At 63.6% G+C, this 23981-nt stretch carries 26 protein-coding genes; 15 read left to right on the top strand and 11 right to left on the bottom strand.

Going from position 1 to position 23981, the window contains the following annotated elements:
• Window positions 1–80 precede the first annotated feature (80 nt).
• Window positions 81–689, top strand: coding sequence for a glutathione S-transferase C-terminal domain-containing protein (locus tag QCE69_RS01710; RefSeq protein WP_309919548.1), 609 nt, complete (start codon window positions 81–83; stop codon window positions 687–689).
• A 267-nt stretch (window positions 690–956) separates the two neighbouring features.
• Here QCE69_RS01710 and QCE69_RS01705 read toward each other — a convergent pair whose 3' ends face one another.
• The 3 genes from QCE69_RS01705 to QCE69_RS01695 form a co-directional block, all read right to left on the bottom strand.
• Window positions 957–1514 (bottom strand): TetR/AcrR family transcriptional regulator, encoded by a 558-nt coding sequence (locus QCE69_RS01705; RefSeq protein WP_309913754.1) that lies wholly within the window; start codon window positions 1512–1514, stop codon window positions 957–959.
• 173 nt (window positions 1515–1687) lie between these two features.
• The gene (gene mnmA / locus QCE69_RS01700) at window positions 1688–2821 is read right to left on the bottom strand and encodes a tRNA 2-thiouridine(34) synthase MnmA (protein WP_309929123.1); all 1134 of its coding nucleotides are present in this window, start codon (window positions 2819–2821) and stop codon (window positions 1688–1690) included.
• 90 nt (window positions 2822–2911) lie between these two features.
• Window positions 2912–3394, bottom strand: a complete 483-nt coding sequence (locus QCE69_RS01695; RefSeq protein ID WP_309929121.1) for an NUDIX hydrolase — start codon at window positions 3392–3394, stop codon at window positions 2912–2914.
• Between the two features lie 243 nt (window positions 3395–3637).
• On the opposite strand from QCE69_RS01695, the gene QCE69_RS01690 reads away from it, so the two are divergent.
• Genes QCE69_RS01690 through QCE69_RS01680 form a run of 3 tightly spaced genes read left to right on the top strand, consistent with a single transcriptional unit; the run spans window position 3638 to window position 6561 of the window.
• Window positions 3638–4783, top strand: coding sequence for a Re/Si-specific NAD(P)(+) transhydrogenase subunit alpha (locus QCE69_RS01690; protein ID WP_309913748.1), 1146 nt, complete (start codon window positions 3638–3640; stop codon window positions 4781–4783).
• A 14-nt stretch (window positions 4784–4797) separates the two neighbouring features.
• Window positions 4798–5118: an NAD(P) transhydrogenase subunit alpha gene (locus tag QCE69_RS01685; protein WP_309929119.1), complete on the top strand. Its 321-nt coding sequence runs from the start codon at window positions 4798–4800 to the stop codon at window positions 5116–5118.
• Window positions 5119–6561, top strand: coding sequence for an NAD(P)(+) transhydrogenase (Re/Si-specific) subunit beta (locus QCE69_RS01680; protein ID WP_309929116.1), 1443 nt, complete (start codon window positions 5119–5121; stop codon window positions 6559–6561). It begins immediately after the preceding gene.
• A gap of 92 nt (window positions 6562–6653) precedes the next feature.
• Here the strand turns inward: QCE69_RS01680 and QCE69_RS01675 are convergent, their stop codons facing one another.
• Both QCE69_RS01675 and QCE69_RS01670 read right to left on the bottom strand, forming a co-directional pair.
• Window positions 6654–7253 carry a hypothetical protein gene (locus QCE69_RS01675; RefSeq protein WP_309913739.1) on the bottom strand — a complete coding sequence of 200 codons (600 nt, stop codon included), beginning with the start codon at window positions 7251–7253 and terminating at the stop codon, window positions 6654–6656.
• A gap of 180 nt (window positions 7254–7433) precedes the next feature.
• On the bottom strand, window positions 7434–7709 hold the full coding sequence (locus tag QCE69_RS01670) for a hypothetical protein (RefSeq protein ID WP_309929113.1): 276 nt from the start codon (window positions 7707–7709) through the stop codon (window positions 7434–7436).
• Between the two features lie 182 nt (window positions 7710–7891).
• Between QCE69_RS01670 and QCE69_RS01665 the strand changes: the two genes are divergently transcribed.
• The 9 genes from QCE69_RS01665 (at window position 7892) to ruvB (ending at window position 17435) form a co-directional block, all read left to right on the top strand.
• Window positions 7892–9196: a class I SAM-dependent RNA methyltransferase gene (locus tag QCE69_RS01665; RefSeq protein ID WP_309807218.1), complete on the top strand. Its 1305-nt coding sequence runs from the start codon at window positions 7892–7894 to the stop codon at window positions 9194–9196.
• 81 nt (window positions 9197–9277) lie between these two features.
• On the top strand, window positions 9278–10666 hold the full coding sequence (locus tag QCE69_RS01660) for an aminopeptidase P N-terminal domain-containing protein (RefSeq protein ID WP_309929110.1): 1389 nt from the start codon (window positions 9278–9280) through the stop codon (window positions 10664–10666).
• A 12-nt stretch (window positions 10667–10678) separates the two neighbouring features.
• Window positions 10679–11887: a UbiH/UbiF/VisC/COQ6 family ubiquinone biosynthesis hydroxylase gene (locus tag QCE69_RS01655; protein ID WP_309929107.1), complete on the top strand. Its 1209-nt coding sequence runs from the start codon at window positions 10679–10681 to the stop codon at window positions 11885–11887.
• 215 nt (window positions 11888–12102) lie between these two features.
• Window positions 12103–13197, top strand: coding sequence for a tRNA dihydrouridine synthase DusB (gene dusB, locus QCE69_RS01650; RefSeq protein WP_309929105.1), 1095 nt, complete (start codon window positions 12103–12105; stop codon window positions 13195–13197).
• Complete coding sequence (locus QCE69_RS01645; RefSeq protein WP_008351548.1) at window positions 13194–13427, top strand: Fis family transcriptional regulator; 234 nt, start codon at window positions 13194–13196, stop codon at window positions 13425–13427. The genes dusB and QCE69_RS01645 overlap by 4 nt, the downstream gene beginning before the upstream one ends.
• A gap of 64 nt (window positions 13428–13491) precedes the next feature.
• On the top strand, window positions 13492–15057 hold the full coding sequence (purH, locus tag QCE69_RS01640; RefSeq protein WP_309913725.1) for a bifunctional phosphoribosylaminoimidazolecarboxamide formyltransferase/IMP cyclohydrolase: 1566 nt from the start codon (window positions 13492–13494) through the stop codon (window positions 15055–15057).
• Between the two features lie 101 nt (window positions 15058–15158).
• The gene (ruvC, locus tag QCE69_RS01635; protein ID WP_309913722.1) at window positions 15159–15701 is read left to right on the top strand and encodes a crossover junction endodeoxyribonuclease RuvC; all 543 of its coding nucleotides are present in this window, start codon (window positions 15159–15161) and stop codon (window positions 15699–15701) included.
• A gap of 24 nt (window positions 15702–15725) precedes the next feature.
• Window positions 15726–16307 carry a Holliday junction branch migration protein RuvA gene (gene ruvA, locus QCE69_RS01630; protein ID WP_309913719.1) on the top strand — a complete coding sequence of 194 codons (582 nt, stop codon included), beginning with the start codon at window positions 15726–15728 and terminating at the stop codon, window positions 16305–16307.
• A 66-nt stretch (window positions 16308–16373) separates the two neighbouring features.
• Window positions 16374–17435, top strand: coding sequence for a Holliday junction branch migration DNA helicase RuvB (gene ruvB / locus QCE69_RS01625; protein ID WP_309913717.1), 1062 nt, complete (start codon window positions 16374–16376; stop codon window positions 17433–17435).
• Here ruvB and QCE69_RS01620 read toward each other — a convergent pair.
• The 3 genes from QCE69_RS01620 to tyrS are packed head-to-tail and all read right to left on the bottom strand — an operon-like array spanning window position 17432 to window position 19815.
• A complete protein-coding gene (locus tag QCE69_RS01620) occupies window positions 17432–18082 on the bottom strand; it encodes a histidine phosphatase family protein (protein ID WP_309913713.1) in 651 nt (216 codons plus the stop codon). The two genes, ruvB and QCE69_RS01620, sit on opposite strands and share 4 nt — an antisense overlap.
• Before the next feature lie 13 nt (window positions 18083–18095).
• Entirely contained in the window at window positions 18096–18554 is a 459-nt protein-coding gene (dtd, locus tag QCE69_RS01615) for a D-aminoacyl-tRNA deacylase (protein ID WP_309929103.1), read from the bottom strand.
• A 4-nt stretch (window positions 18555–18558) separates the two neighbouring features.
• Window positions 18559–19815, bottom strand: coding sequence for a tyrosine--tRNA ligase (tyrS, locus tag QCE69_RS01610; protein ID WP_309929101.1), 1257 nt, complete (start codon window positions 19813–19815; stop codon window positions 18559–18561).
• Window positions 19816–20198: 383 nt separating this feature from the next.
• Here tyrS and QCE69_RS01605 point away from each other — a divergent pair, with 383 nt between their 5' ends.
• Window positions 20199–21329: an anhydro-N-acetylmuramic acid kinase gene (locus QCE69_RS01605; RefSeq protein ID WP_309931519.1), complete on the top strand. Its 1131-nt coding sequence runs from the start codon at window positions 20199–20201 to the stop codon at window positions 21327–21329.
• A 64-nt stretch (window positions 21330–21393) separates the two neighbouring features.
• Here the strand turns inward: QCE69_RS01605 and erpA are convergent, their stop codons facing one another.
• From erpA to rplM, 3 genes are all read right to left on the bottom strand, one after another.
• Window positions 21394–21759, bottom strand: a complete 366-nt coding sequence (erpA, locus tag QCE69_RS01600) for an iron-sulfur cluster insertion protein ErpA (RefSeq protein ID WP_309807205.1) — start codon at window positions 21757–21759, stop codon at window positions 21394–21396.
• A gap of 215 nt (window positions 21760–21974) precedes the next feature.
• On the bottom strand, window positions 21975–22367 hold the full coding sequence (gene rpsI / locus QCE69_RS01595; RefSeq protein WP_035497678.1) for a 30S ribosomal protein S9: 393 nt from the start codon (window positions 22365–22367) through the stop codon (window positions 21975–21977).
• An 11-nt stretch (window positions 22368–22378) separates the two neighbouring features.
• On the bottom strand, window positions 22379–22807 hold the full coding sequence (rplM, locus tag QCE69_RS01590; protein WP_016344249.1) for a 50S ribosomal protein L13: 429 nt from the start codon (window positions 22805–22807) through the stop codon (window positions 22379–22381).
• A 643-nt stretch (window positions 22808–23450) separates the two neighbouring features.
• On the opposite strand from rplM, the gene QCE69_RS01585 reads away from it, so the two are divergent.
• Window positions 23451–23876, top strand: a complete 426-nt coding sequence (locus QCE69_RS01585) for an OsmC family protein (protein ID WP_309807202.1) — start codon at window positions 23451–23453, stop codon at window positions 23874–23876.
• The last annotated feature ends 105 nt before the right edge of the window (window positions 23877–23981 follow it).

The following is a 23981-nucleotide window of genomic DNA, read 5'->3' as shown; positions in this document are numbered from 1 at the left end:
GCCGAATCTGGCATGGGGCGCGGGGTCGCCCGGTTAAGATCATCGACGCCCGAAACACGCAGCCACGCGAAGACAAGATGATGAAACTAATCGGTTCGCACACCAGCCCGTTCGTCCGCAAGGTACGGATCGTCATGGCAGAGAAAAAGATCGATTGCGAACTGGTTCTCGAAGATGTCTGGGCCGCCGGCACGAAAATCCACGACTTCAATCCGCTCGGCAAAGTGCCCTGCCTGCTTCTCGACGACGGCGATGCCGTGTTCGATTCGCGTGTGATCTGCGAATTCGTCGACACCCTGACGCCCGTCGGCAAACTGCTCCCGCAGGAACGGCGCGAGCGCACCGAAGTGCGTTGCTGGGAAGCCCTCGCCGACGGCATGCTCGACGCCACCGTTCTCATCCGCCTCGAAGGCGTGTTGCGCGAGGAAGAACATCGCAGCGAAGCGTGGATCGCGCGTCAGCGGCACAAGGTGGACGACGGACTGCGCGCGATGTCGCGCGGTCTGGGTTCCAAACAGTGGTGTTCGGCGAACCGCTTCACGCTGGCGGATATCGCGTGCGGCTGCGCCCTCGGCTATCTCGACCTGCGCCTGCCCGATCTGAACTGGCGTGATGCCCATCCGAGTCTCGACAAGTACTACGCGCGTTTGTCGCAACGGCAATCGTTCATTGACACGGTGCCGGCCTGACCCGTTCACCTCTGCCCGCATGAAGATGCAGCGCGGGGGCGTTTCAATTTGAATCTACTACTAGATAGACGTAAGCTTCTTCACGCCGACATGTGAGACGAACCTTCGACGTTTCGACATGCGGAATGGCGGTAAATCTCGTGCGAAACGCCTCAAGCAGTTTCCGAACACCGCCTTCGTGTTCCGCCCCGCCAAAATCTATCTACCCAAAGATAGACAGTCAGCGCCCGATTCCTGTGTTTTTCACAGGGTTATCCACAGGCTTATCTACCGCCGTACTGAATCGGCGATTTCTTCGAGCCGCGCTCGCACCTGAAACAGACGGCTTGCCAGCAAGCCTCCCTGGAACGCGGCATAGAGTGTCCGCGCGGCGGCCTCGGGTTTTCCACCGGCATCGAGCGTGTCCTGCGCTTCGCCTTCGGCCAGCACTTTCGCCAGCCAGTTCTCGTTCGCCTTGAAGTACGCCTGCACCGCCTGCCGCACCTTGTCCGGCAGCGATTCGATATCCGCCGCCAGCATGCCGCACAGGCAAACCTGGTTGCCGCCGCCAAGAATCCGCCCGAACACCTTGGCATAGCGATCGAGCTTCTTGTCGGCGGGCGCGGAGCTGTCGATGGCGTACACGGACGACATCAGGTCCGCGCTGTAAGCGTTCACCGCTTCGAGCGCCAGATCCTCCTTCGCCGGAAAGTAATAGTGAATGCTCGACGTCTTCACGCCGACCAATTCGGCCAGATCGCGATAACTGAACGCGTTATAGCCGCGCGTCATCAGCAGAGTCTGAGCGTGTTCCAGAAGCGCTTCGCGTACGGTGCTCTTGTCCATTTGAGATTCGGCCTGGCCAGCGACCCGTTTAATTTATCTATCGCTAGATAGACGGTCAAGCACTTGTATCAAAAAAAGTTTTTTCTGAAATGTAACGCCGTAGAGTGTCAATTTTTGAAACAACAAGGCCCTGACCGTAGTCAGGGCTTGCGGTCACAACCCAGCCGGATCGCCTATCGCGCACTCGTGGCAACGGCAGCCGCCTGCGATGCTTCATGCCCCATCGATGCCTGTTCGATAATGCCGCCGCCCAGGCAGACGTCGTCCTGATAGAGCACGGCCGACTGGCCCGGCGTGACGGCCCATTGCGCGTCGTCGAAACGGAGCTCAAAGCGTCCGTCGTCGGCGCGCGAGAAATGACATGCGGCGTCCTGCTGCCGATAGCGCGTCTTGGCGCCGCACGCCACGCCTTCGTCCGGCGCGAAGCCGGCAACCCAGCTCGTGTTGCCCGCAACCAGCGCCGGCGACAGCAGCCACGGATGATCGTGGCCCTGCACGACGTACAGCGTATTGCTCGCCACATCCTTGCCGGCGACGAACCACGGCTCGCCGCTGCCGTCCTTCGCGCCGCCGATGCCGATGCCCTTGCGCTGACCAAGCGTATAGAACGCGAGCCCGATATGTTCGCCGACGAGCTTGCCTTCGGCCGTCTTCATCGGGCCCGGTTTGGTCGGCAGGTAGCGGTTCAGGAAGTCGCGGAACGGCCGTTCGCCGATGAAGCAGATGCCGGTCGAATCCTTCTTCTTCGCGTTCGGCAGACCGATCCGGGCCGCGATCTCGCGCACCTGGGCCTTCGGGATCTCGCCGAGCGGAAACAGCGTCTTTGACAGCTGCGCCTGATTCAGCCGATGCAGGAAGTACGACTGGTCTTTGGTGGAATCCGCGGCCTTGAGCAGCTGGAACAAGCCGTCGCGTTCGCGCACGCGCGCGTAATGGCCGGTCGCGATGGACTCCGCGCCGAGCGACATCGCGTGGTCGAGGAACGCCTTGAACTTGATCTCGGCGTTGCACAGCACGTCGGGATTGGGCGTGCGGCCCGCCGAATACTCGCGCAGGAACTCCGCGAACACGCGGTCCTTGTACTCGGCGGCGAAGTTGACCGCTTCCACGTCGATGCCGATCAGATCCGCGACCGAGACCACGTCGATCCAGTCCTGCCGCGTCGAACAGTATTCGCCGTCGTCGTCGTCTTCCCAGTTCTTCATGAACAGGCCGACCACCTCGTAGCCTTGTTCCTTCAACAGCCACGCCGTCACCGACGAATCCACGCCGCCCGACATGCCCACCACGACTCTTTGCTTGCTCATAGGGATACCGCGTTGACCCGCACAGCGCCGAAAACGTGCGGGAAGTGCACCGCCCGGGGCGGTCTGAATCTGGCGCCGCTGCGAAAGGCGTCAAGCCCGCAGCGCCGGCGCGACCGAATGCGTATGAATGAAATCGAGCGGCACGCGCCGCCCGGACAGGTAATCCTCGAGACACGCCAGGACGATCGGCGTGCGATGCCGCCCGGCGGACGCCCGCAACTCGTCGGCGGTGAGCCACAGGGCGCGCACGATGCCGTCGTCCAGCGCGCGTCCGGCTTCTTCGCCCGCCGACTTGCCGCAGAACGTGAAGCGCAGATAGGTGACGTCGCCGTCGGGCCGCTGGAAATGCGTCATGTACGCGCCGACCAGCGCCTCGGGTTCGAAGCGATGCGCGGTTTCCTCGAAGGTTTCGCGGATGACCGCCTGAACGAGCGTTTCGCCCGCTTCGAGATGACCGGCCGGTTGGTTGATTCGCAGCCCTGCCGACGTGTGCTCCTCGATGACGAGAAAGCGTCCGTCGCGCTCGACGATCGCCGCCACCGTCACGTGAGGCGCCCAAGTGTCTGATTTCATGGTCCGTCATTTTACCGTCACGCGATCGATTACGCCTGCTGCGCCGGGCAGACGGCCCCGAACGCCTAAGGGTAAGCGCTATGACCATAATCAGTAACAAGTGCCGGATCGGATTTTTGCGCGGGCTTTCTTCGGTTACAGTGGCGAGAGCCGTTCATTCCAGCATTTGAAACAAGACTCGGCCTTGGTCGTTCGAGCCCTGCCCAAGGGAAAAAAACGACACAAAGACAGGAGGATTCGAAGATGCATATCGGAGTACCCGCTGAAACGCGGGCGAACGAGGCGCGCGTCGCCGCCACGCCCGAAACGGTCAAGAAGCTCGTCACGCAGGGGCACCGGATCTCGGTGCAGAGCGGCGCGGGCTTGCAGGCGAGCTATATCGACGACGCCTTCGCCCAGGCAGGCGCCGACCTCGTCGATGCCGCCGCCGCCTTTTCCGCCGAGATCGTCCTCAAGGTTCAGTCGCCGTCCGAAAGCGAACTGGCGATGCTGAAACCGGGCGCCGTGCTCATCGGAATGCTCGATCCCTTCAATACCGACAACACCGCGCGGCTCGCGTCGGCGGGCGTAACGGCGTTCGCGCTCGAAGCCGCGCCGCGCACGACGCGCGCGCAGAGTCTCGACGTGCTGTCGTCGCAGGCGAACATCGCCGGGTACAAGGCCGTGCTGATGGCCTGCCAGTACTACCAGCGCTTCATGCCGATGCTGATGACCGCCGCCGGCACCGTGAAAGCCGCGCGCGTGCTCGTGCTGGGCGCGGGCGTCGCGGGCCTGCAGGCCATCGCGACGGCCAAGCGGCTGGGCGCGGTCGTCGAGGCGTCGGACGTGCGGCCGGCCGTGAAGGAACAGATCGAATCGCTGGGCGCGAAGTTCGTCGACGTGCCGTTCGAAACCGATGAGGAACGCGAGGCGGCGGTCGGCGTCGGCGGCTATGCGCGGCCGATGCCGCCGAGCTGGCTTGCGCGGCAGTCGGCGCAGGTGCACGAGCGCGCGAAGGCGGCGGACATCGTCATCTCGACGGCGCTGATCCCGGGCCGTCCCGCGCCCACCTTGCTCTCTGTCGAAACGGTCAAGCACATGAAGCCGGGTTCGGTGATCGTCGATCTCGCCGCCGGACGCGGCCCCGAGTTCGAAGGCCGCAAAGGCGGCAACTGCCCGCTCACCGAAGTCGATCAGGTGGTGATGAAACACGGCGTGCATATCGTCGGCCATACGAACCTGGCGTCGATGGTCGCCGCCGATGCCTCCGCGCTCTACGCCCGCAATCTTCTCGACTTCCTGAAGCTGATCCTGACCAAGGAAGGCACGCTCAACATCGACCTCGCGGACGACATCGTCGCGGCCACGCTCCAGTGCCGCGATGGTCAGCCCGCCCGCGCCCCGGCCTGACAACGGAGACGAACATGGACGTCATCAATCACACGGTGATCAATCTCATCATCTTCGTGCTGGCCATCTACGTGGGCTACCACGTGGTGTGGAACGTCACGCCTGCGCTGCATACGCCGCTGATGGCCGTGACCAACGCGATCTCGGCGATCGTCATTGTCGGCGCGATGCTCGCGGTGGGCCTGACGGTCGGCGCGGCCGGCAAGTTCTTCGGCACGCTCGCGGTGCTGCTCGCGGCGGTGAACGTGTTCGGCGGCTTCCTCGTCACGCGGCGAATGCTCGAAATGTTCAAGAAGAAGGAGCCGAGGAAGATCACGCACAAGGAGGGCGCGTAAATGAGCATGAACGTCGTCACCCTCCTGTATCTCGTCGCCTCGGTGTGCTTCATCCAGGCGCTGAAAGGTTTGTCCAACCCGAAGACCGCGCGCATCGGCAACACGTTCGGCATGGCGGGCATGGCGATCGCCATTCTCACGACGCTCGCGCTGATCGTGAAACAGGCCGCCTTCCTCGAAGCGAATCTTGCGCTGGGCCTGTCGCTGCTGTTCGTCGCGCTGATCGTGGGCGGCGGCGCGGGCGCGTACATCGCGGCGAAGGTCGAGATGACGAAGATGCCCGAACTCGTCGCGGCCATGCACTCGCTGATCGGTCTGGCGGCGGTGTGCATTGCCTACGGCGTCGTCGCCGAGCCCGCCGCGTTCGGCCTCGCGCCGCTCGGCGAGCCGATTCCGTATGGCAATCGCGTCGAATTGTTCATCGGCACGTTCGTGGGCGCGATCACGTTCTCGGGATCGGTCATCGCGTTCGGCAAGCTCTCGGGCAAGTACAAGTTCCGGCTGTTCCAGGGCGCGCCGGTGGTGTACTCGGGCCAGCATCTGATCAACCTGTTGCTGGCCATCGCGATGGTCGGCTTCGGCGTGATCTTCATGCTCACCGAATCGTGGCTGCCGTTCATCATCATGACGCTCATCGCGTTCGCGCTGGGCGTGCTGATCATCATCCCGATCGGCGGCGCGGACATGCCGGTGGTGGTGTCGATGCTCAACTCATATTCGGGCTGGGCGGCGGCGGGCATCGGCTTCTCGCTGAACAATCCGATGCTGATCATCGCGGGCTCGCTGGTGGGATCGTCGGGCGCGATCCTGTCGTACATCATGTGCCGCGCGATGAACCGCTCGTTCTTCAACGTGATCCTGGGCGGCTTCGGCGGCGAGGCGGGCGCGGCTGCGGCAGGCGGGACCCAGGAGCAGCGGCCGGTGAAATCCGGTTCCGCCGATGACGCCGCGTTCATGCTCGGCAACGCGGAGAGCGTGGTGATCGTGCCGGGCTACGGTCTGGCGGTGGCGCGGGCGCAGCATGCGCTGAAGGAACTGACGGACAAGCTGGTCGAGAAAGGCATCGACGTGCGCTACGCGATTCATCCGGTGGCCGGACGCATGCCGGGGCACATGAACGTGCTGCTGGCGGAGGCCGAGGTGCCTTACGAGATGGTCCACGAGATGGAGGACATCAACAGCGAGTTTGGTCAGACGGACGTGGTGCTCGTGCTCGGGGCCAACGACGTGGTGAATCCGGCCGCGAAGACCGATCCGAAATCCGTGATCGCAGGGATGCCGATTCTGGAAGCGTACAAGGCCCGGACGATCATCGTGAACAAGCGCTCGATGGCGGCGGGTTATGCCGGCCTGGATAACGAGCTGTTCTATATGGACAAGACGATGATGGTGTTCGGCGACGCGAAGAAGGTGGTGGAAGACATGATGAAGGCGGTGGAGTGATGTCTGCTGCCGGATGAGAATGCATGCCGGAGTCGTGACGGGGGGCCCGCGGAAATGCGGGCCCTTTTTGTTGGAGCGGGGCGGACGAGCAATCAGGATGCGGGCTTGCAGGTACCTCCGATTCGCTGCTGCCTGCCCAGGCGATACGAATATTCCTCGACCAGATCCTTCCTGAAGAACCACTCGGCGACGGCGCGCCTCGACCATTGGAACGCGCCCTTGTGCAGCGAGCGAAGCAATGTACAGATCGTCGTGAGGTACACCATCACGGAGTAGATCGAGACCATGAGAAGCGAGCCATTGATCATGTACCTCAACATGATGTCGAATGCGCGCCTGCGGTAATCGACGACAAACCCCTTGAGCGCTTCGTCCTCAACGTCCAACTGCTGCTCGAGGCCGGTTCTCATTGCGCTGAACAGTGGGGGATTGGCTCGAATCCGGATCTCCAGATACAGAAACGGGATCAACGAAAACGCCTCGGTAGACCGCAGGTAGCCGTTGGCGAGTCGGCGCAGCCGCGCGTACAGCGGACTGTTCAGGTCCCAGCCGCGCAGCAAGTACGTTTCGCGCAGTTCGTCGCGCAAGTCGAAAAGCTGGTCCCGGTAATGATCGAGAATGCTTCTCCGCAACGCGTAGTGCCACACGCTCATGAACAGCAGCAAGCCCAATCCAAGCAGAAACATTTGCATCGTCATCACCTTTCTATCGGATGGGCGTCTCGCCCGTTGCAGTCAACCCGCTGCTTGAGTGGCAGGGATCATCACACTCCAGTTGCCGCCGACTCTCGCCAAGCTTGCGGATTGCTCGTTTCTTGCCGGTGCGTTCGAAAAACCAGCCAACTCCGGTCATGGCAGCAACCAGATAACCCATCAGGCTCCCGAGATGATGTGTTCCACGACGCGAGCAAGCGCCTTCAGCGACTCGGGATTGGCCGTGGAAATGTTCTCGATCCCGGTGAACATCAGGCGCGCGCACCAAATCAGGCCGATCACGGTGATGATATGTTTCGCCAAACCTAACCACTCCCGGAGGTTCACTGAACTGAGCGTGAGCCGCTGGAGTTCGAGTTCATGCTTGTTCAAAAGGACGTCTCTCTCAACGGCAAACAAGCTGACTGCTTCAATGTAGAAACTGACATTGAGCATGGTTCAATTCGGGTTGACTGCTGTCTTCGCGTGGCTACTCTCTTCGGTTGAGTTTGCAAATCCCCGCCCCCAAGCGATCCCGACAATATCCCTCCGCGCACCCGCCCCACAAGTCACTTAGTCCGAATTGCAAGACGGCCAGCGTACAATGCGCGGTTTGAATGATCGATACCGCTGCCCTCATGTCCTCCCCTCTCTTCGACTGGTTCGTTCCCTGCCCGCGTGGTCTTGAAGCACCGCTTGCCGCCGAGCTCACGGAGATCGGGGAACGGCATGTGTCCGCTGCGCCGCTCTCGGGCGGCGGCGCGCTGACCGTCGGCGCCCAGGTGCCGGGCGGCGTGCATTTCCGTGGCGGCTGGGTTGCCGGCATGGCCGCGAACCTCCATTCGCGCATAGCCAGCCGCGTGCTGCTGAAGGTTGCGCAAGGCCCGTATCGCAACGAACACGACATCTACGAGCTGACGCACCGGCAGCGCTGGGAGAACTGGTTCACGCCGAGCCAGACCATGCGTGTCGATCTCACCGCCATCAAGTCGCCGGTGAAGAGCCTCGAATTCACCACGCTGCGCGTGAAGGACGCCGTTTGCGACCGCCTGCGCGACGTGGCGGGCGCGCGCCCCAGCATCGACACCGCGCAGCCGGACGTGCGCGTGTTCGCGTTCCTCACGCTGAACGAATGCACGCTGTATCTCGACACCTCGGGCGAGCCGCTCTTCAAACGCGGCTGGCGGCTCGACAAGGGCGCGGCGCCGCTGCGTGAAAACCTCGCGGCGGGCATCCTGCGCCTGACCGGCTGGACGCCGGGCACACCACTCTTCGATCCGATGTGCGGCAGCGGCACGTTCCTCGCCGAAGCGGCGCAAACCGCGCTCGGCATTGCGCCGGGCAGCGAGCGGCGCTTCGGCTTCGAGAAGCTCAAGCCCTTCCACCCGGGCATGTGGCAGAAGCTCAAGCAGGCCGCGACCGAACAACGCCGCGCCGCGCGCGCATCGCAGAACGAGCTGAACATTTTCGGCAGCGACATCTCCGGCGACATGCTCGAAAAGGCGCGCGCCAACCTGAGCCGCGCGGGCGTCTCCAACCTCTCGCTCAAGCAGGTGGATGCCCGCAACATGGTGCCGCCCACCGATGCCCCGGGCATCCTGCTCGCCAACCCGCCGTACGGCGAACGGATTGAAGTGCGCGGCCGCGGTCCGCGCGGCGAGATTCGCGAGACGCCGCGCAGCCGCCGCGACGAGGAAGACGCCTTCGCACGCGCCCAGCCGGATCCCGCGGACACCGAGTTCTTCATCAACTTCGGCAACGCGCTCAAGCAGCGCTTCCCCGGCTGGCGCGCCTATGTGCTCACGTCCGACCGCAAGCTGCCCGGCCTGCTGCGCCTGCGCGAATCCACCAAGACGCCGCTCTTCAACGGCGCGCTCGAATGCCGCCTGTTCCGCTTCGACCTGATTGCCGGAAGCGTGCGCAATCGTCCCGCTGACGAGTAAGCATGCCCCGAGGCCTCGCGACGGCGCAATAGGCCGAATGGCCGAGTCACGCCGGCGCGAAGCCGGCGCTACAATCGGCGCATGAACTCACTCACCGAACTCGTCCAGCCCATTGCCGTCGGCGTGTATCGCGCCCGTCGCGAGCGCGTCCTTGCCGCGTTGCGCGCGCAAGGCGGCGGCGTCGCCATCCTGCCCACGGCGCCGGAAGTCATGCGCAATCGCGACACGGACTACCCGTTCCGTCATGACAGCTACTTCTACTATCTGACAGGCTTCAACGAACCCGAGGCAGTCCTCGTGCTCGACGCGGACGCGCAGGACGGCGAGCCCGCATCCATCCTGTTCTGCCGCGAAAAAAACGCCGAGCGGGAAACCTGGGAAGGCTTCCGCTTCGGCCCCGAAGGCGCGCTTGACGCGTTCGGTCTGGACGCCGCGCTGCCGGTCGCCGCACTGGACGACGAGATGCCGCGCCTGATCGCGGACTCCCCCGCGCTGCATTACGCGCTCGGCACCTCGGCGGAACTGGACGCGCAAGTGCGCGGCTGGCTCGCAGCAGTCCGCGCGCAGGGCCGCAGCGGCGTGCGCGCCCCGGCAACCGTGCACCATCTGCTGCCGCTGCTCGACGAAATGCGCCTCGTCAAGGACGAGCATGAAATCGGCATCATGCGTCGCGCCGCGTCCATCTCCGCCGAAGCGCATCGCCGCGCCATGCAAGCGTGCCGTCCCGGCATGCGTGAATTCGAGATCGAGGCCGAACTGCTCTACACGTTCCGCCGCCATGGCGCACAGGCGCCGGCGTATGGCTCGATCGTCGCGGCGGGTGCGAACGCCTGCGTGCTGCATTACCCTGCGGGCAACGCCATTGCGCGCGAGGGCGATCTCATCCTGATCGACGCAGCCTGCGAACTCGACGGCTACGCATCCGACATCACGCGCACCTTTCCCGCCGGCGGCCGCTTCACGCCGGCGCAGCGTGAGCTCTACGACATCGTGCTCGCCGCGCAAGCCGCCGCCGTCGAGGCCACGCGTCCCGGCGTGAGTTTCGACGCACCGCACCAGGCCGCGCTCAAAGTCCTGTCGCAAGGGCTGCTCGACACCGGCATTCTCGACAAGACGAAGGTCGGCACGCTCGACGACGTCCTCGCCCAACGCGCCTATGCGCCCTTCTACATGCATCGCACGGGGCACTGGATCGGCATGGACGTGCATGACGCGGGCGAGTATCGCGAGGCCGGCGGTCCGCTCGACGAGCAAGGCGCGCGGCCCTGGCGCACGCTGTTGCCCGGCATGGCGCTCACGATCGAGCCGGGACTCTACGTGCGCGCGTCCGCCGACGTGCCCGAGCGCTACTGGGACATCGGCATCCGCATCGAGGACGACGCCATCCTGACGGACACCGGCTGCGAGCTGATCACGCGCGAAGTGCCGGTCGCCGCCGATGAAATCGAAGCGCTGATGCGCGCATCCTGACCCGAATCGGCCATGAGCGACATTCAAGCCGTCACACCGCTTTTCGACTACGACATCGCCATCGTCGGCGCGGGGCCGGTCGGGCTCGCGCTCGCGGGCTGGCTCGCGCGACGCAGCTCAACCTCACGGCTGTCGATCGCGCTGATCGACGCCCGCACGCCCGAAGCCGCCGTCCAGGATCCGCGCTCGCTCGCGCTGTCGCACGGCAGCCGTGTCATGCTCCAGCCGCTCGGCTTCCCCGGCGACGCCACGCCCATCCGCCGTATTCATGTGTCGCAGCGCGGGCATTTCGGCCGCACGCTGATCGAGCATGACGAGCACGAACTCCCCGAACTCGGTTACGTGGTGCGCTACGGTTCGCTGGTCAGCGCGCTGGCGGCCGCGGTGCGCGCCACGCCCGTCCACTGGCTCACCGACACCGCCGCGCTCGCGCCGCTTCAGGACAACGACGGCATCACCCTGCCGCTGCAAACGGCCGACGGCGAACGCAAGATCCGCGTGAAAGTGCTGGTCAACGCCGAAGGCGGGCTTTATCAAAAGAACGAGAAGACGAGCGAAATCAGCACGCCCGGCGAGCGTCGCGCGCGCGACTATGGCCAGACGGCCATCGTCGGGACGGTGAGCGTGTCGGATCCGCGCCCGAACGTCGCGTGGGAACGCTTCACCAACGAAGGCCCCATCGCGTTGCTGCCGTGTGGCGGCCCGCGCCACGCAGACTACTCGCTGGTCTGGTGCTGCGCGCCGGAGGAAGCCGCGCGCCGCATGCAACTCGACGAAGCCAGCTTCCTCACGGAACTCGGCGCGGCCTTCGGTACGCGCATGGGCCGGTTCACGCGCATCGCGAGCCGTGCCGCGTTTCCGCTCGGACTGTCGGCGCTGGAGGTGCTGGTCGATCAGCGCACCGTCGCCATCGGCAATGCGGCGCAGACGCTGCATCCGGTCGCGGGGCAAGGGCTGAATCTTGGTCTGCGCGACGCGCTCGCGCTCACCGACGCGCTCTCCGCCGACGGCCCGCGCCCGCTCGCCCTCGCCCGCTTCGCCCAGCGCCGCGCGCTCGACCGGCGTCTGACCATCGGCGCCACCGACACCCTCGCGCGCCTCTTCACGTCCGACTTCGCGCCGCTTGCGGCCATGCGCGGGCTCGCGCTCACCGCGCTCGAATTTCTGCCGCCGGTAAAAACTGCGCTCGCCCGCCAGATGATGTTTGGTCAGCGCCGCTAGCCTGTCCGAAGGCAATCGCTTGCGTCATGCGATCAACTTATCCTCTATGAACGCGCGTTCTTTCATAGAAGATTTAATGACTTGCACGCGATTGCCCTTAATTTCAGCACGCGCTTCGCGTTAAAATACGCGTTTCCCTTCTGTGACATTGCCTCCGCCAGACGCGTTTGCGGCCGCCATCGGCCGGACTCTGCCATGCGGATGCCCGAGCCTTCATGCCCACCATCGGTTCACACGTTCTGCGCAACAACCTGTTCGTCGCCCCGATGGCAGGCGTCACCGACCGCCCGTTCCGCCAGCTCTGCAAGCGCATGGGGGCGGGCTATGCGGTGTCGGAGATGGTCGCGTCGAACGCGCAGTTGTGGAAAAGCGAAAAGACCATGCGCCGCGCCAACCACGCGGGCGAGGTCGAACCCATCTCCGTACAGATCGCCGGCGCTGATCCCCAGATGCTCGCCGAGGCCGCGCGACACAATGTCGCGAACGGCGCGCAGATCATCGACATCAACATGGGCTGCCCGGCCAAGAAGGTCTGCAACGTGGCCGCGGGCTCCGCGCTGCTGCAGAACGAACCGCTGGTCGCGCGCATCGTGGAAGCCGTCGTGCAGGCGGTCGGCGTGGGGCCCGGCGCCGTGCCCGTCACGCTCAAGATCCGCACCGGCTGGAATCGCGACAACAAGAACGCGCTGACCATTGCGCGGATCGCGCAGGACGCGGGCATCGCCATGCTCACCGTGCACGGCCGCACCCGCGCCGATCTGTACAAGGGCGATGCGGAATATGAAACCATCGCCGCCGTGAAGGCCGCGGTGAAGATCCCGGTGGTCGCCAACGGCGACATCGCCACGCCCGAGAAAGCCCGCCACGTGCTTGCCGTGACCGGCGCCGACGCCATCATGATCGGTCGCGCCGCGCAAGGCCGCCCGTGGCTGTTTCGCGAAATCGAACATTTCCTGAAGACCGGCGAGCACATGCCGCCGCCGCGCATCGTCGAGATCCAGCAGGTGATGAACGAGCACCTCGAAGATCACTACGCCTTTTATGGGGAATTCACGGGCGTTCGGACGGCGCGCAAGCATATCGGCTGGTACACTCGCGGCCTTTCCGGCGCCAACACCTTTCGGCACCGGATGAATACGCTGGACACGACCAAAGAACAATTGCTCGCAGTCAACGAATTCTTCGACGCGCAAAAGGCGTTGTCCGACCGTCTCGTCTATGTGGACGAGGCCGGGGAAGCGGACGGCGCAGCCGAAGAAGAATCGTGCGGCGGGCTCAACAACACGACAGACCGACTGATTGCCGCATGAGCAGACATAACATCGAACAATGCGTCCGCCAGAGCCTCGACAACTATTTTCAGGACCTGGACGGCTCCAATCCGCACGACGTCTACGACATGGTGATCTCGTGCGTGGAAAAACCGATGCTGGAAGTGGTGCTCGAGCAGGCCGGGGGAAACCAGTCGCTGGCGGCTGAGTATCTCGGCATCAACCGCAACACGCTCCGCAAGAAGCTGCAACAGCACGGATTGATTTGATTCTTCGGACCGAGGCGCCGCCTCGGTCCGGCCTGGTTCTTTTTTCTCGGTTTCAGTGTTCATCATGATCAAGCAAGCGCTCCTTTCCGTCTCCGACAAATCCGGCATCGTCGATTTCGCGAAATCGCTGTCGGCGCTCGGCGTCAAGCTCCTCTCGACCGGCGGCACGGCAAAACTGCTCGCCGACGCGGGCCTGCCCGTCACCGAGGTCGCCGACTACACCGGTTTCCCGGAAATGCTCGACGGACGCGTGAAGACGCTGCATCCGAAAGTGCATGGCGGCATCCTCGCCCGCCGCGATCTGCCCGAGCACATGGCCGCGCTGGAGCAGCACGAGATCCCAACCATCGATCTGCTGGTCGTGAACCTGTATCCGTTCGTGCAGACGGTCTCGAAGGAAGAGTGCTCGCTGGAAGACGCGATCGAGAACATCGACATCGGCGGGCCGACCATGCTGCGCTCGGCGGCGAAGAATCATCGCGACGTGACGGTCGTCGTCGATCCGGCCGACTACGCCACCGTGCTCGAGGAAATGCGCGCGAACGGCAACAGCGTCGGCTACACGACCAACTTCCGTCTCGCCACCAAGGTGTTCGCGCATACCGCGCGGTATGACGGCGCCATCACGAACTACCTGACGAGCCTGACCGAAGAGCTGAAGCATTCGAGCCGCAACACGTACCCGGCCACCTTCAACCTCGCATTCGAGAAGGTGCAGGACCTGCGCTACGGCGAGAACCCGCACCAGAGCGCCGCGTTCTACCGCGATCTGTCGGTTCCAGCTGGTGCGCTCGCCAACTACACGCAGTTGCAGGGCAAGGAACTGTCGTACAACAACATCGCGGATTCGGACGCGGCGTGGGAATGCGTGAAGACCTTCGACGCGCCCGCCTGCGTGATCATCAAGCACGCGAACCCGTGCGGCGTGGCGCTCGGCGCGGACGCGAACGAAGCGTATGCAAAGGCGTTCCAGACGGATCCGACCTCGGCGTTCGGCGGCATCATCGCGTTCAATCGCGAAGTCGACGAAGCGGCAGCCCAGGCGGTCGCGAAGCAGTTCGTCGAAGTGCTGATCGCGCCGTCGTTCAGCGACGCGGCGCGCGCCGTGTTCGCCGCGAAACAGAACGTGCGCCTGTTGCAGATCGCGCTCGGCGACGGTCACAACACGTTCGATCTGAAGCGTGTTGGCGGCGGTCTGCTGGTGCAGTCGCTGGACGCGAAGAACGTGCAGCCGCATGAACTGCGCGTGGTGACGAAGCGCCACCCGACGCCGAAGGAAATGGACGACCTGATGTTTGCGTGGCGCGTCGCGAAGTTCGTCAAGTCGAACGCCATCGTGTTTTGCGCGAACGGCATGACCATGGGCGTCGGCGCGGGCCAGATGAGCCGCGTGGACTCGGCGCGCATCGCGGGCATCAAGGCGCAGAACGCCGGCCTGACGCTGAACGGCTCGGCCGTGGCGTCGGATGCGTTCTTCCCGTTCCGCGACGGCCTCGACGTGGTCGTGAATGCGGGCGCAACCTGCGTGATCCAGCCGGGCGGCTCGATGCGCGATGACGAAGTGATCGCCGCCGCCGACGAGCACAACATTGCGATGATCCTCACCGGCACGCGTCATTTCCGTCATTAAATCCGGACGCTTCCATTAAGATGGGCCTGTTTGCGCAACACACGGCGCAAACAGGCCTTTTTGATATCGACTACCCGGTCGACGACCCGCATCGCGAACGAATGAGAATCCTAGGCATCGACCCCGGCTTGCGCGTGACCGGCTTCGGCATCATCGAGAAGCACGGACATACGCTCAGCTACGTGACGAGCGGCGTCATCAAGACCGCCGATGCCGACCTGCCCTCGCGCCTGAACACCATTTTCAGCGGCATCTCGACGCTCATCGCGCAGCACAATCCGGATCAGGCGGCCGTCGAGAAGGTCTTCGTCAACGTCAATCCGCAATCCACGCTGCTGCTGGGCCAGGCGCGCGGCGCCGCGATCTGCGGACTGGTGGCGGGCGGCGTGCCAGTCGCCGAATACACGGCGCTGCAACTGAAACAGGCCGTGGTCGGCTACGGCCGCGCGACCAAGGAACAAATGCAGCAGATGGTCGTGCGCCTGCTGAGCCTCTCCGGCATGCCGGGCACCGATGCCGCCGACGCGCTCGGCATGGCCATCTGCCACGCGCACGGCGGCGGCGGGCTCGCGACGCTGGGCGAGATTGCGCCGGGGCTCGCGAAAAAAGGCCTCCGTGTCCGTCGCGGGCGGCTCATTGGCTAGAACACTTCACACGCATATAAATCCATGATCGGTCGCATCGCCGGCGTTCTGCTGGAAAAAAATCCGCCGCATTTGCTCGTCGACTGCAATGGCGTCGGCTATGAAATCGACGTGCCGATGAGCACGTTCTACAACCTGCCGAACACCGGCGAAAAGGTCGTGTTGCTCACGCAAATGATCGTCCGCGAAGACGCGCATCTGCTGTACGGCTTTCTCACGGCGCAGGAGCGCTCGACCTTCCGTGAATTGCTGAAGATCAGCGGCATTGGCGCACGCATGGCGCTGGCCGTGCTGTCCGGCATGAGCGTGCACGAACTCTCGCAGACCGTGACGACCCAGGACGCCGCGCGCCTGACGCGCGTGCCGGGCATCGGCAAGAAAACTGCCGAGCGCCTGCTGCTCGAACTGAAAGGCAAGCTCGGCGCCGATCTCGGCGCGATGGCGAGCGCCGCTTCGCAGTCGGATCACGCGTCGGACATTCTCAATGCGCTGCTCGCGCTCGGTTATTCCGAGAAGGAAGCGCTCGCCGCCATCAAGAACGTGCCGGCCGGAACGGGTGTGTCGGAAGGCATCAAGCTGGCGTTGAAGGCGCTGTCGAAGGCGTAAAAGCGGGATTCTTCCTAGGCCATCCGGCCAGCTTCGCCGCGCAAAAGCTCGCTGTACAATCGGACCATGATCGAAACCGACAAACTCGCCGCCGAACGCGTCATCTCGGCCTCGCCCGTCTCGCCCAACGAGGAAGCATTCGAGCGCGCTTTGCGCCCGCACAAGCTGGACGAATACATCGGGCAGGAAAAGGCGCGCGGGCAGCTCGAAATCTTCATCGAAGCCGCCAAGCGGCGTTCCGAAGCGCTCGATCACGTGCTGTTGTTCGGGCCGCCGGGCCTCGGGAAGACCACGCTTGCGCACATCATCGCGCGGGAAATGGGCGTGAATCTGCGGCAGACCTCGGGGCCGGTGCTGGAGCGCGCGGGCGACCTCGCGGCGCTGCTCACGAATCTCGAAGCCAATGACGTGCTGTTCATCGACGAAATTCACCGGCTGTCGCCGGTCGTCGAGGAAATCCTGTATCCGGCGCTGGAGGATTACCAGATCGACATCATGATCGGCGAAGGTCCGGCCGCGCGCAGCGTGAAGCTGGACTTGCAGCCGTTCACGCTGGTCGGCGCAACCACGCGCGCGGGCATGTTGACGAATCCGTTGCGCGACCGGTTCGGCATTGTGTCGCGGCTGGAGTTTTATAATGCGAACGAGTTGGCGCGCATCGTCGCGCGCTCGGCGTCGCTGCTGAAGGCGGATATCGTCAATGAAGGCGCGTTCGAAATCGCCAAGCGCTCGCGCGGCACGCCGCGGATTGCCAACCGCCTGCTGCGGCGCGTGCGAGATTACGCGGAAGTGAAAGCGGACGGCATGATCACCGCCGACGTCGCCGACAAAGCCCTGAAGATGCTCGACGTCGATCCGGTCGGCTTCGACCTGATGGACCGCAAGCTGCTCGAAGCGATCCTGCACAAGTTCGACGGCGGTCCGGTCGGGGTGGACAATCTGGCGGCGGCCATCGGCGAAGAGCGCGACACCATCGAGGACGTGCTGGAGCCTTATTTGATCCAGCAAGGCTTCCTGCAGCGTACGCCGCGCGGACGCGTCGCCACGATGCTCACGTATCGCCACTTCGGGCTCGTCGCGCCCGACGCCGGTCCGGTGCGCGACATGTGGGACGCCAATAACGGCTAGGCGCGTTTGCGGAGGTTGTCGTCGTCGGTATCGGTGGAAAGGTGCGCGACGTCACCCCACGAAACCACGGTAGCGCCGTCCGCGCCGTAATCCACGATGTTGATGCTGCAATTGAGCAGCGGCCAGTTGCGCGGCTCCTGCAACGGCAGTTTCATCGCGAACCGGTAGATGCAGTCCAGCACGCCGCCGTGCGCGACCACCGCAATCCGGCCGCCCGCGTGCGCAGCGACGATCGGCTCCATCGCATGCACCACGCGGTGATAGAACACGCGCTGCGATTCGCCGTCGCCGGGCGGCGAGAAGCCCGGATCGCGCGTCTGCCATTCGATATATTCGGCGGGGAATTTCTCGTTGATCTCGTCGCTGTCGTGCGCCTGGAACGCGCCGAAGAAACGCTCGCGCAGTCCTTCCGACAAACGTATTTCGAGTCCAAGCGCATCGGCGAAAGGATGCGCGGTCTGGCGCGCGCGTTGCAGATCGCTCGAATAGACGGCATCGAGTCGCCCTTCACGGGCCAGCCGCGCGCCCAGTTGCTCCGCCTGCTGCACACCATGCGCCGACAGCGGAATATCGACGTGTCCCTGAATGCGTTTGAGGCGATTCCAATCGGTTTCGCCGTGTCGAATGAAGAGGACCTGCGTCGTCATAGGCTTCCTGATATCAGGGCCGCACTTGCAGCCAGAAGGTGACCGGACCGTCGTTGACGAGCGACACCTGCATCTCTGCGCCGAATTCGCCCGTCTCGACGATCGGATGCTTCGCCCGCGCCTGCGCCACGAAGTAGTCGAAGAGCCGCTTGCCTTCGTCCGGAGGCGCGGCCGGCGTGAAGCTCGGGCGCAGGCCGCTCGAAGTATCGGCGGCCAGCGTGAATTGCGATACCAGCAACACGCCGCCCGCACGCCCCGCGCCATCCATGTTGGACACCGGCAGATTCATCTTGCCGGCGGCATCGCTGAACAGGCGATATGCCAGCATCTTCGCGAGGAGTTTGCCCGCGGCGGCTTCGTTGTCGCCGCGCTCGGCGCAGACCAGCGCGAGCAGGCCCGCTTCGATCGCGCCCGTCACGCGTTCGTTCACGCGCACGTCGGCGCGCCGGACCCGCTGGATCAGCGCGATCATCGGCTCAGGCGGTCAGCGTGACGCGCGCAAAGCGGCGCTTGCCCACCTGCACGATGAACTCGCCCGCTTCGATCTTCACGGCCTTGTCGGAGACGGTCGTACCGTCGATCTTCACGCCGCCCTGCTCGATATTGCGCAGGGCTTCGCTGGTCGACGGCACGAGGCCCGCCTGCTTGAGCAGCTGACCAATGGCAAGCGGCGCGCCCGCGAGCGTGATGCTCGGAATGTCGTCCGGCACGCCGCCCTTAGCGCGATGGTTGAAGTCGTCGAGCGCACGCTCGGCATCCGCCTGCGAATGAAAGCGCGCGACGATTTCCTGCGCCAGCATCACCTTGAAGTCGCGCGGATTGCGGCCGCCGTCGGCTTCGCGCTTGTAGCCTTCGATCTCGTTCATCGGCCGGAACGACAGCAGCTCGAAGTAACGCCACATCAGCACGTCCGAGATGCTCATCAGCTTGCCGAACATGTCGGTGGGCTTCTCGCTGATGCCGATGTAGTTGTTCTTCGATTTCGACATCTTCTCGACGCCGTCGAGACCTTCGAGCAGCGGCATCGTCAGGATGCACTGCTGTTCCTGGCCATACTGCTTTTGCAGTTCACGGCCGACGAGCAAGTTGAACTTCTGGTCCGTGCCGCCGAGTTCGAGATCCGCGTTCAGCGCGACGGAGTCGTAGCCCTGCATCAGCGGGTAGAGGAATTCGTGGATCGAGATGGGCACGCCGCTCTGGAAACGCCTGGTGAAGTCTTCGCGCTCCAGGATGCGTGCGACCGTGTAGCGCGAGGCCAGCTTGATCATGCCGTCGGCGCCGAGCGGCATCGACCATTCGCTGTTGTAGCGGATCTCGGTCTTGTCGCGGTCCAGGACGAGCGCCGCCTGTTCGAAATAGGTTTTCGCGTTGGTCTCGATCTGTTCGCGCGTGAGCGGCGGACGCGTGGCATTGCGGCCGGACGGATCGCCGATCAGCGAAGTGAAGTCGCCGATCAGGAAGATCACCTGATGGCCGAGATCCTGCAGCTGGCGCATCTTGTTCAGTACGACCGTATGGCCGATGTGGATGTCCGGCGCTGTCGGGTCGAGGCCCAGCTTGATGCGCAGCGGCTTGCCCGTCGCGGCGCTCCTCGCGAGCTTCTGCGCGAATTCGTCTTCGATCAGCAGTTCGTCGCAGCCACGCTTCGCGATGGCGAGCGCGCTCTTCACTTCGTCGGTAATCGGAAAGCGCTGGGCGGCAGGCGCGGAGGAAGCGTTGGAGTCTGTGGTCATGCTTGCGGCTTGTGAAGTCAAAAGGTTCGATGGCTGGCGTCGGCGGCGTCTCGTGCGCGCCTTGGCCGCGGTCCGGGCTGGCCGGATGGGTCGCCGCGTCGGATCGCGGCGCGCGCGGCGAATGACGGAATCGCGCGCATTGAATGCTTCAAGCCGGCAATTTTACGCGATCAGGCGGCTATTCGTGCCGTTTCGGATGGATTTGCACCGTTCAAGGGCGGCCTGCCGCACTTCCAGACGCGGCCCGCATGTGCCGCACGAGACAGATCGTTTCAGACGCATCTTAACGATTCGGTCCTTAACCCGGATAATCGCCGCTGGATCGAGGAATCCGGCGGCATCGCATCGACGAGGAGAACAGCGTGGGAAAGAAAGCCGAAGCAATCGAAACCGGCAAGGCGGATGGCGTGTACTTCGGCTTGATGTCCGGCACCAGCATGGATGGCGTTGACGGCGTGGCCGTGCAGTTCGCCATCGGCAAGCCGCCGGTCGTGCTCGGCGAGGCGCACGTGTCGTTTTCGAAAGGCTTGCGGGACGCACTCTTCGCGTTACAAGCGCCCGGCGAGAACGAGATCGAACGCGAAGCCCTCGCCGCCAACGCGCTCGCGACACGCTATGCCGTGTGCTGCCATGAACTGCAGAGCATGAGCGGGTTCTCGGCCGCGAAGGTGCGCGCCATTGGGGTGCATGGGCAGACGGTGCGGCATCGGCCGGAGAAGGGTTACACGCGGCAGATCAACAACCCGGCGCTGCTGGCGGAGATGACCAGCATCGATGTCGTCGCGGATTTTCGCAGCCGCGATGTCGCCGCCGGCGGTCAGGGCGCGCCGCTCGTGCCGGCCTTTCACGCGACGGTGTTCGGCGCGAGGAACGAGACGCGGGTGGTATGCAACCTGGGCGGCATCAGCAATATCACGATCCTCGCGGCCAGCGGCGAAGTGCGCGGCTTCGACTGCGGGCCGGCGAATGCGCTGATCGACGAATGGACGCTGCGTCACTTGAAAAAGCCCTACGACGAGGGCGGGCAATTCGCGGCACAGGGGCAGGTGAACGCGGCATTGCTGAACGCCTTGCTCGACGAACCGTTCTTCGATCTTCCGCCGCCCAAGAGCACCGGGCGCGATCTGTTCAATCCCGCGTGGATCGACGCGAAGCTCGGCGCGTTCGCGCAACTCGCGCCCGCCGATGTCCAGGCGACCCTCACTGCGCTCACCGCAACGACGGTTGCCCGCGAGATTGCCCGGCATGCATCGGACAGCCGCGCGGTTTATGTCTGCGGCGGCGGCGCGCGCAATCCGGTCTTGCTGAAGATGCTCCAGCAGGCGCTGGAGGACGGTGGCGTGAACGGCGTGCCCGTGATGACGACCGATGCGCTTGGCGTGCCGCCGCAGCAGGTGGAGGCGCTGGCCTTCGCCTGGCTTGCGATGCGCTGCGTCGCGCGTGAGCCGGGCAATCTTCCGGCGGTGACGGGTGCGGCGGGTGAGCGGGTGCTCGGCGCGATCTATCCGCACTGACGGCGGCGCCGAAACAAAAAAACGGAGCCCGCAGGCTCCGTTTTTCATGCAAGTTTCTGTGCGCTCAGACCGAGAACGACGATCCGCAACCGCAGGTGGTCGAGGCGTTCGGGTTCTTGATGACGAACTGCGCGCCGTTGATATCGTCCTTGTAGTCGATCTCCGCGCCGACCAGATACTGATAGCTCATCGAGTCGATCAGCAACTGCACGCCGCCCTTTTCCGTCACGGTGTCGTCTTCGTTCACGGTTTCATCGAACGTGAAACCGTACTGGAAACCGGAGCATCCGCCGCCCTGCACGAACACGCGCAGTTTCAGGTCCGGATTGCCTTCTTCATCGATCAATTGCTTGACCTTGTCCGCCGCTGCGTCGGTGAAGACGAATGGCAACGGCATTTCGGTCGTGGGGGTGTCGCTGACAGCGCTCATTCGAACTCTCCAATTAAGCTTCTAACCGCTATTGTAGGGCTGATCTCGATATCGTGCCGAAAGCCCATGAAATCAATGGGCTGGTTCAAATTTCGACAGCCTGCCCCGACGTGCGCCGAAAAAAGAAAAAGCCGCCGGCACAGCAGTGCGGGCGGCCTTTGCAGCAGCTTCGCAGCAAGGCCGAAAATCGGCCCCCGATGCGAAACCCCGAGCGCTTAACGCTTCGAGAATTGCTTCCGGCGACGTGCCTTGTGGAAACCGACCTTCTTACGTTCCACTTCACGTGCGTCACGGGTGACGAAGCCAGCGTTCGACAGTTGCGACTTGAGCGTTGCGTCGTAGTCCATCAGCGCGCGGGTGATGCCGTGGCGAACCGCACCGGCTTGACCCGTCTCACCGCCGCCGTTCACGTTGACCTTGATGTCGAACGTGGTGCCGTGGTTCGTGAGTTCGAGCGGCTGACGCACGATCATCAGCGACGTTTCACGCGAGAAGTAGTCGGCGATGGGCTTGCCATTGACGATGATCTCGCCCTTGCCCGACTTGATGAAGACGCGAGCGACGGCGCTCTTGCGGCGGCCCGTACCGTAGTTCCAGTTACCGATCATGTGGGCTCCCCTTAGATCTCGAGCGCTTTAGGCTGTTGAGCCGTATGCGGATGCGTTGCTTCGGCGTAGACCTTCAGCTTCTTGATCATCGCGTAGCCGAGCGGACCCTTCGGAAGCATGCCCTTGACGGCCTTCTCGAGCGCACGGCCCGGGAAGCGCTCTTGCATCTTGCCGAACGTCGTTTCGTAGATGCCGCCCGGGTAGCCCGAGTGACGATAGTACTTCTTGTCCGTGGTCTTGTTGCCGGTGACCTTCAGCTTGCCGGCATTGACGATGATGATGAAATCACCAGTGTCGACGTGCGGGGTGAACTCAGGCTTATGCTTGCCGCGAAGACGGCGTGCCACTTCGCTGGCGACACGGCCGAGAACCTTATCCGTCGCGTCAATCACGTACCATTCGCGCGTCACCTCTTCGGCTTTTGCGGAAAACGTCTTCATGATCGATCCAAAAAATTGAATTGCCCTTGAACTTTGCGTTGTTCGGCCCTGCTTATTGGGTGCGTTTGCGGGGCGTTGATGCCCTCCCACGACGCGTGCAGGCTCTCACAAGCCTCTCTCCGCGGGCGTGTGGCGAAGAGAACTTTGAATTATATAGGGAAATCAGGCGTCGCGTCAAAGAGGCGGTCTTAACAAGCGCGCGTCGCGCGCAGAAGGGCGAAGAAACGGAGGTGCCGCGAAACCGAGGGACGAAAAAAAGCCCGGGCAACTGAGGCTCGGGCTTAATCCACCAAAGGAGGAGGTGGAGGAGACAGGAACGAGTATAGGCACGGCCATGCTGCAAAGCAAGAAGATTTGCATCATGAGATCCAATTTCATTATTTGAAATGAATGGCAGGATTGCATCAAGTCAGATTTCTCTCTTTACATCAACAACTTGACAGTGTCTCTGGCCCCGAAGAACGTGAAATTTCGCGCCTAGATCTTATCCTCGACTTGTTTTTTGCATCGGCATATCGCGTTCAACAGCGCCCTTTCCCGCCCGTCAACCCGGAAATGTGCGTAAGCCCCCCGCAGGCCGACCGCTGTGACCCGCTACAATGATTCCCTCTGTAACGAAGTGTTGAGCAGTTGGAGCCTGAGCATGGAATGCAAAGTGAGCTGGATGGGACAAGACGGCATGGCCTTCGCCGCCGAAACGGGCAGCGGCCACCTCGTGAACATGGACGGCGCGCCGGAAGGCGGCGGCCGCAATCTCGCGCCGCGGCCCATGGAAATGGTGCTGCTCGGCACCGGCGGCTGTACCGCCTATGACGTGGTGATGATCCTCAAAAAGAGCCGCCAGGAAATCCAGGACTGCTCGGTCACCCTCAAGGCCGACCGTGCCAGCGAAGATCCGAAGGTCTTCACGAAGATCCACTTCCACTTCACCGTGACCGGCAAGAACCTGAACCCGGCGACGGTCGAGCGTGCCATCAACCTGTCGCACGACAAGTACTGCTCGGCGTCGATCATGCTGGCGAAGAGCGGCACGGAACTGACGCATTCGTTCGACATCGTCGAAGCGTAGTCCTAGCGTAAGCGTCATTCTGCGGCCGCATGGACAGAGCTGAAGCCGGTGTTCAAAGTAATGTCCGTTACTTCAAGTGATGGGGACTACTTTGGACACACGGAA

It is taken from the genome of Caballeronia sp. LZ032, assembly GCF_031451315.1.
In the GTDB taxonomy this organism is placed as follows: domain Bacteria; phylum Pseudomonadota; class Gammaproteobacteria; order Burkholderiales; family Burkholderiaceae; genus Caballeronia.
This window is presented reverse-complemented; position numbering and strand designations above follow the sequence as displayed.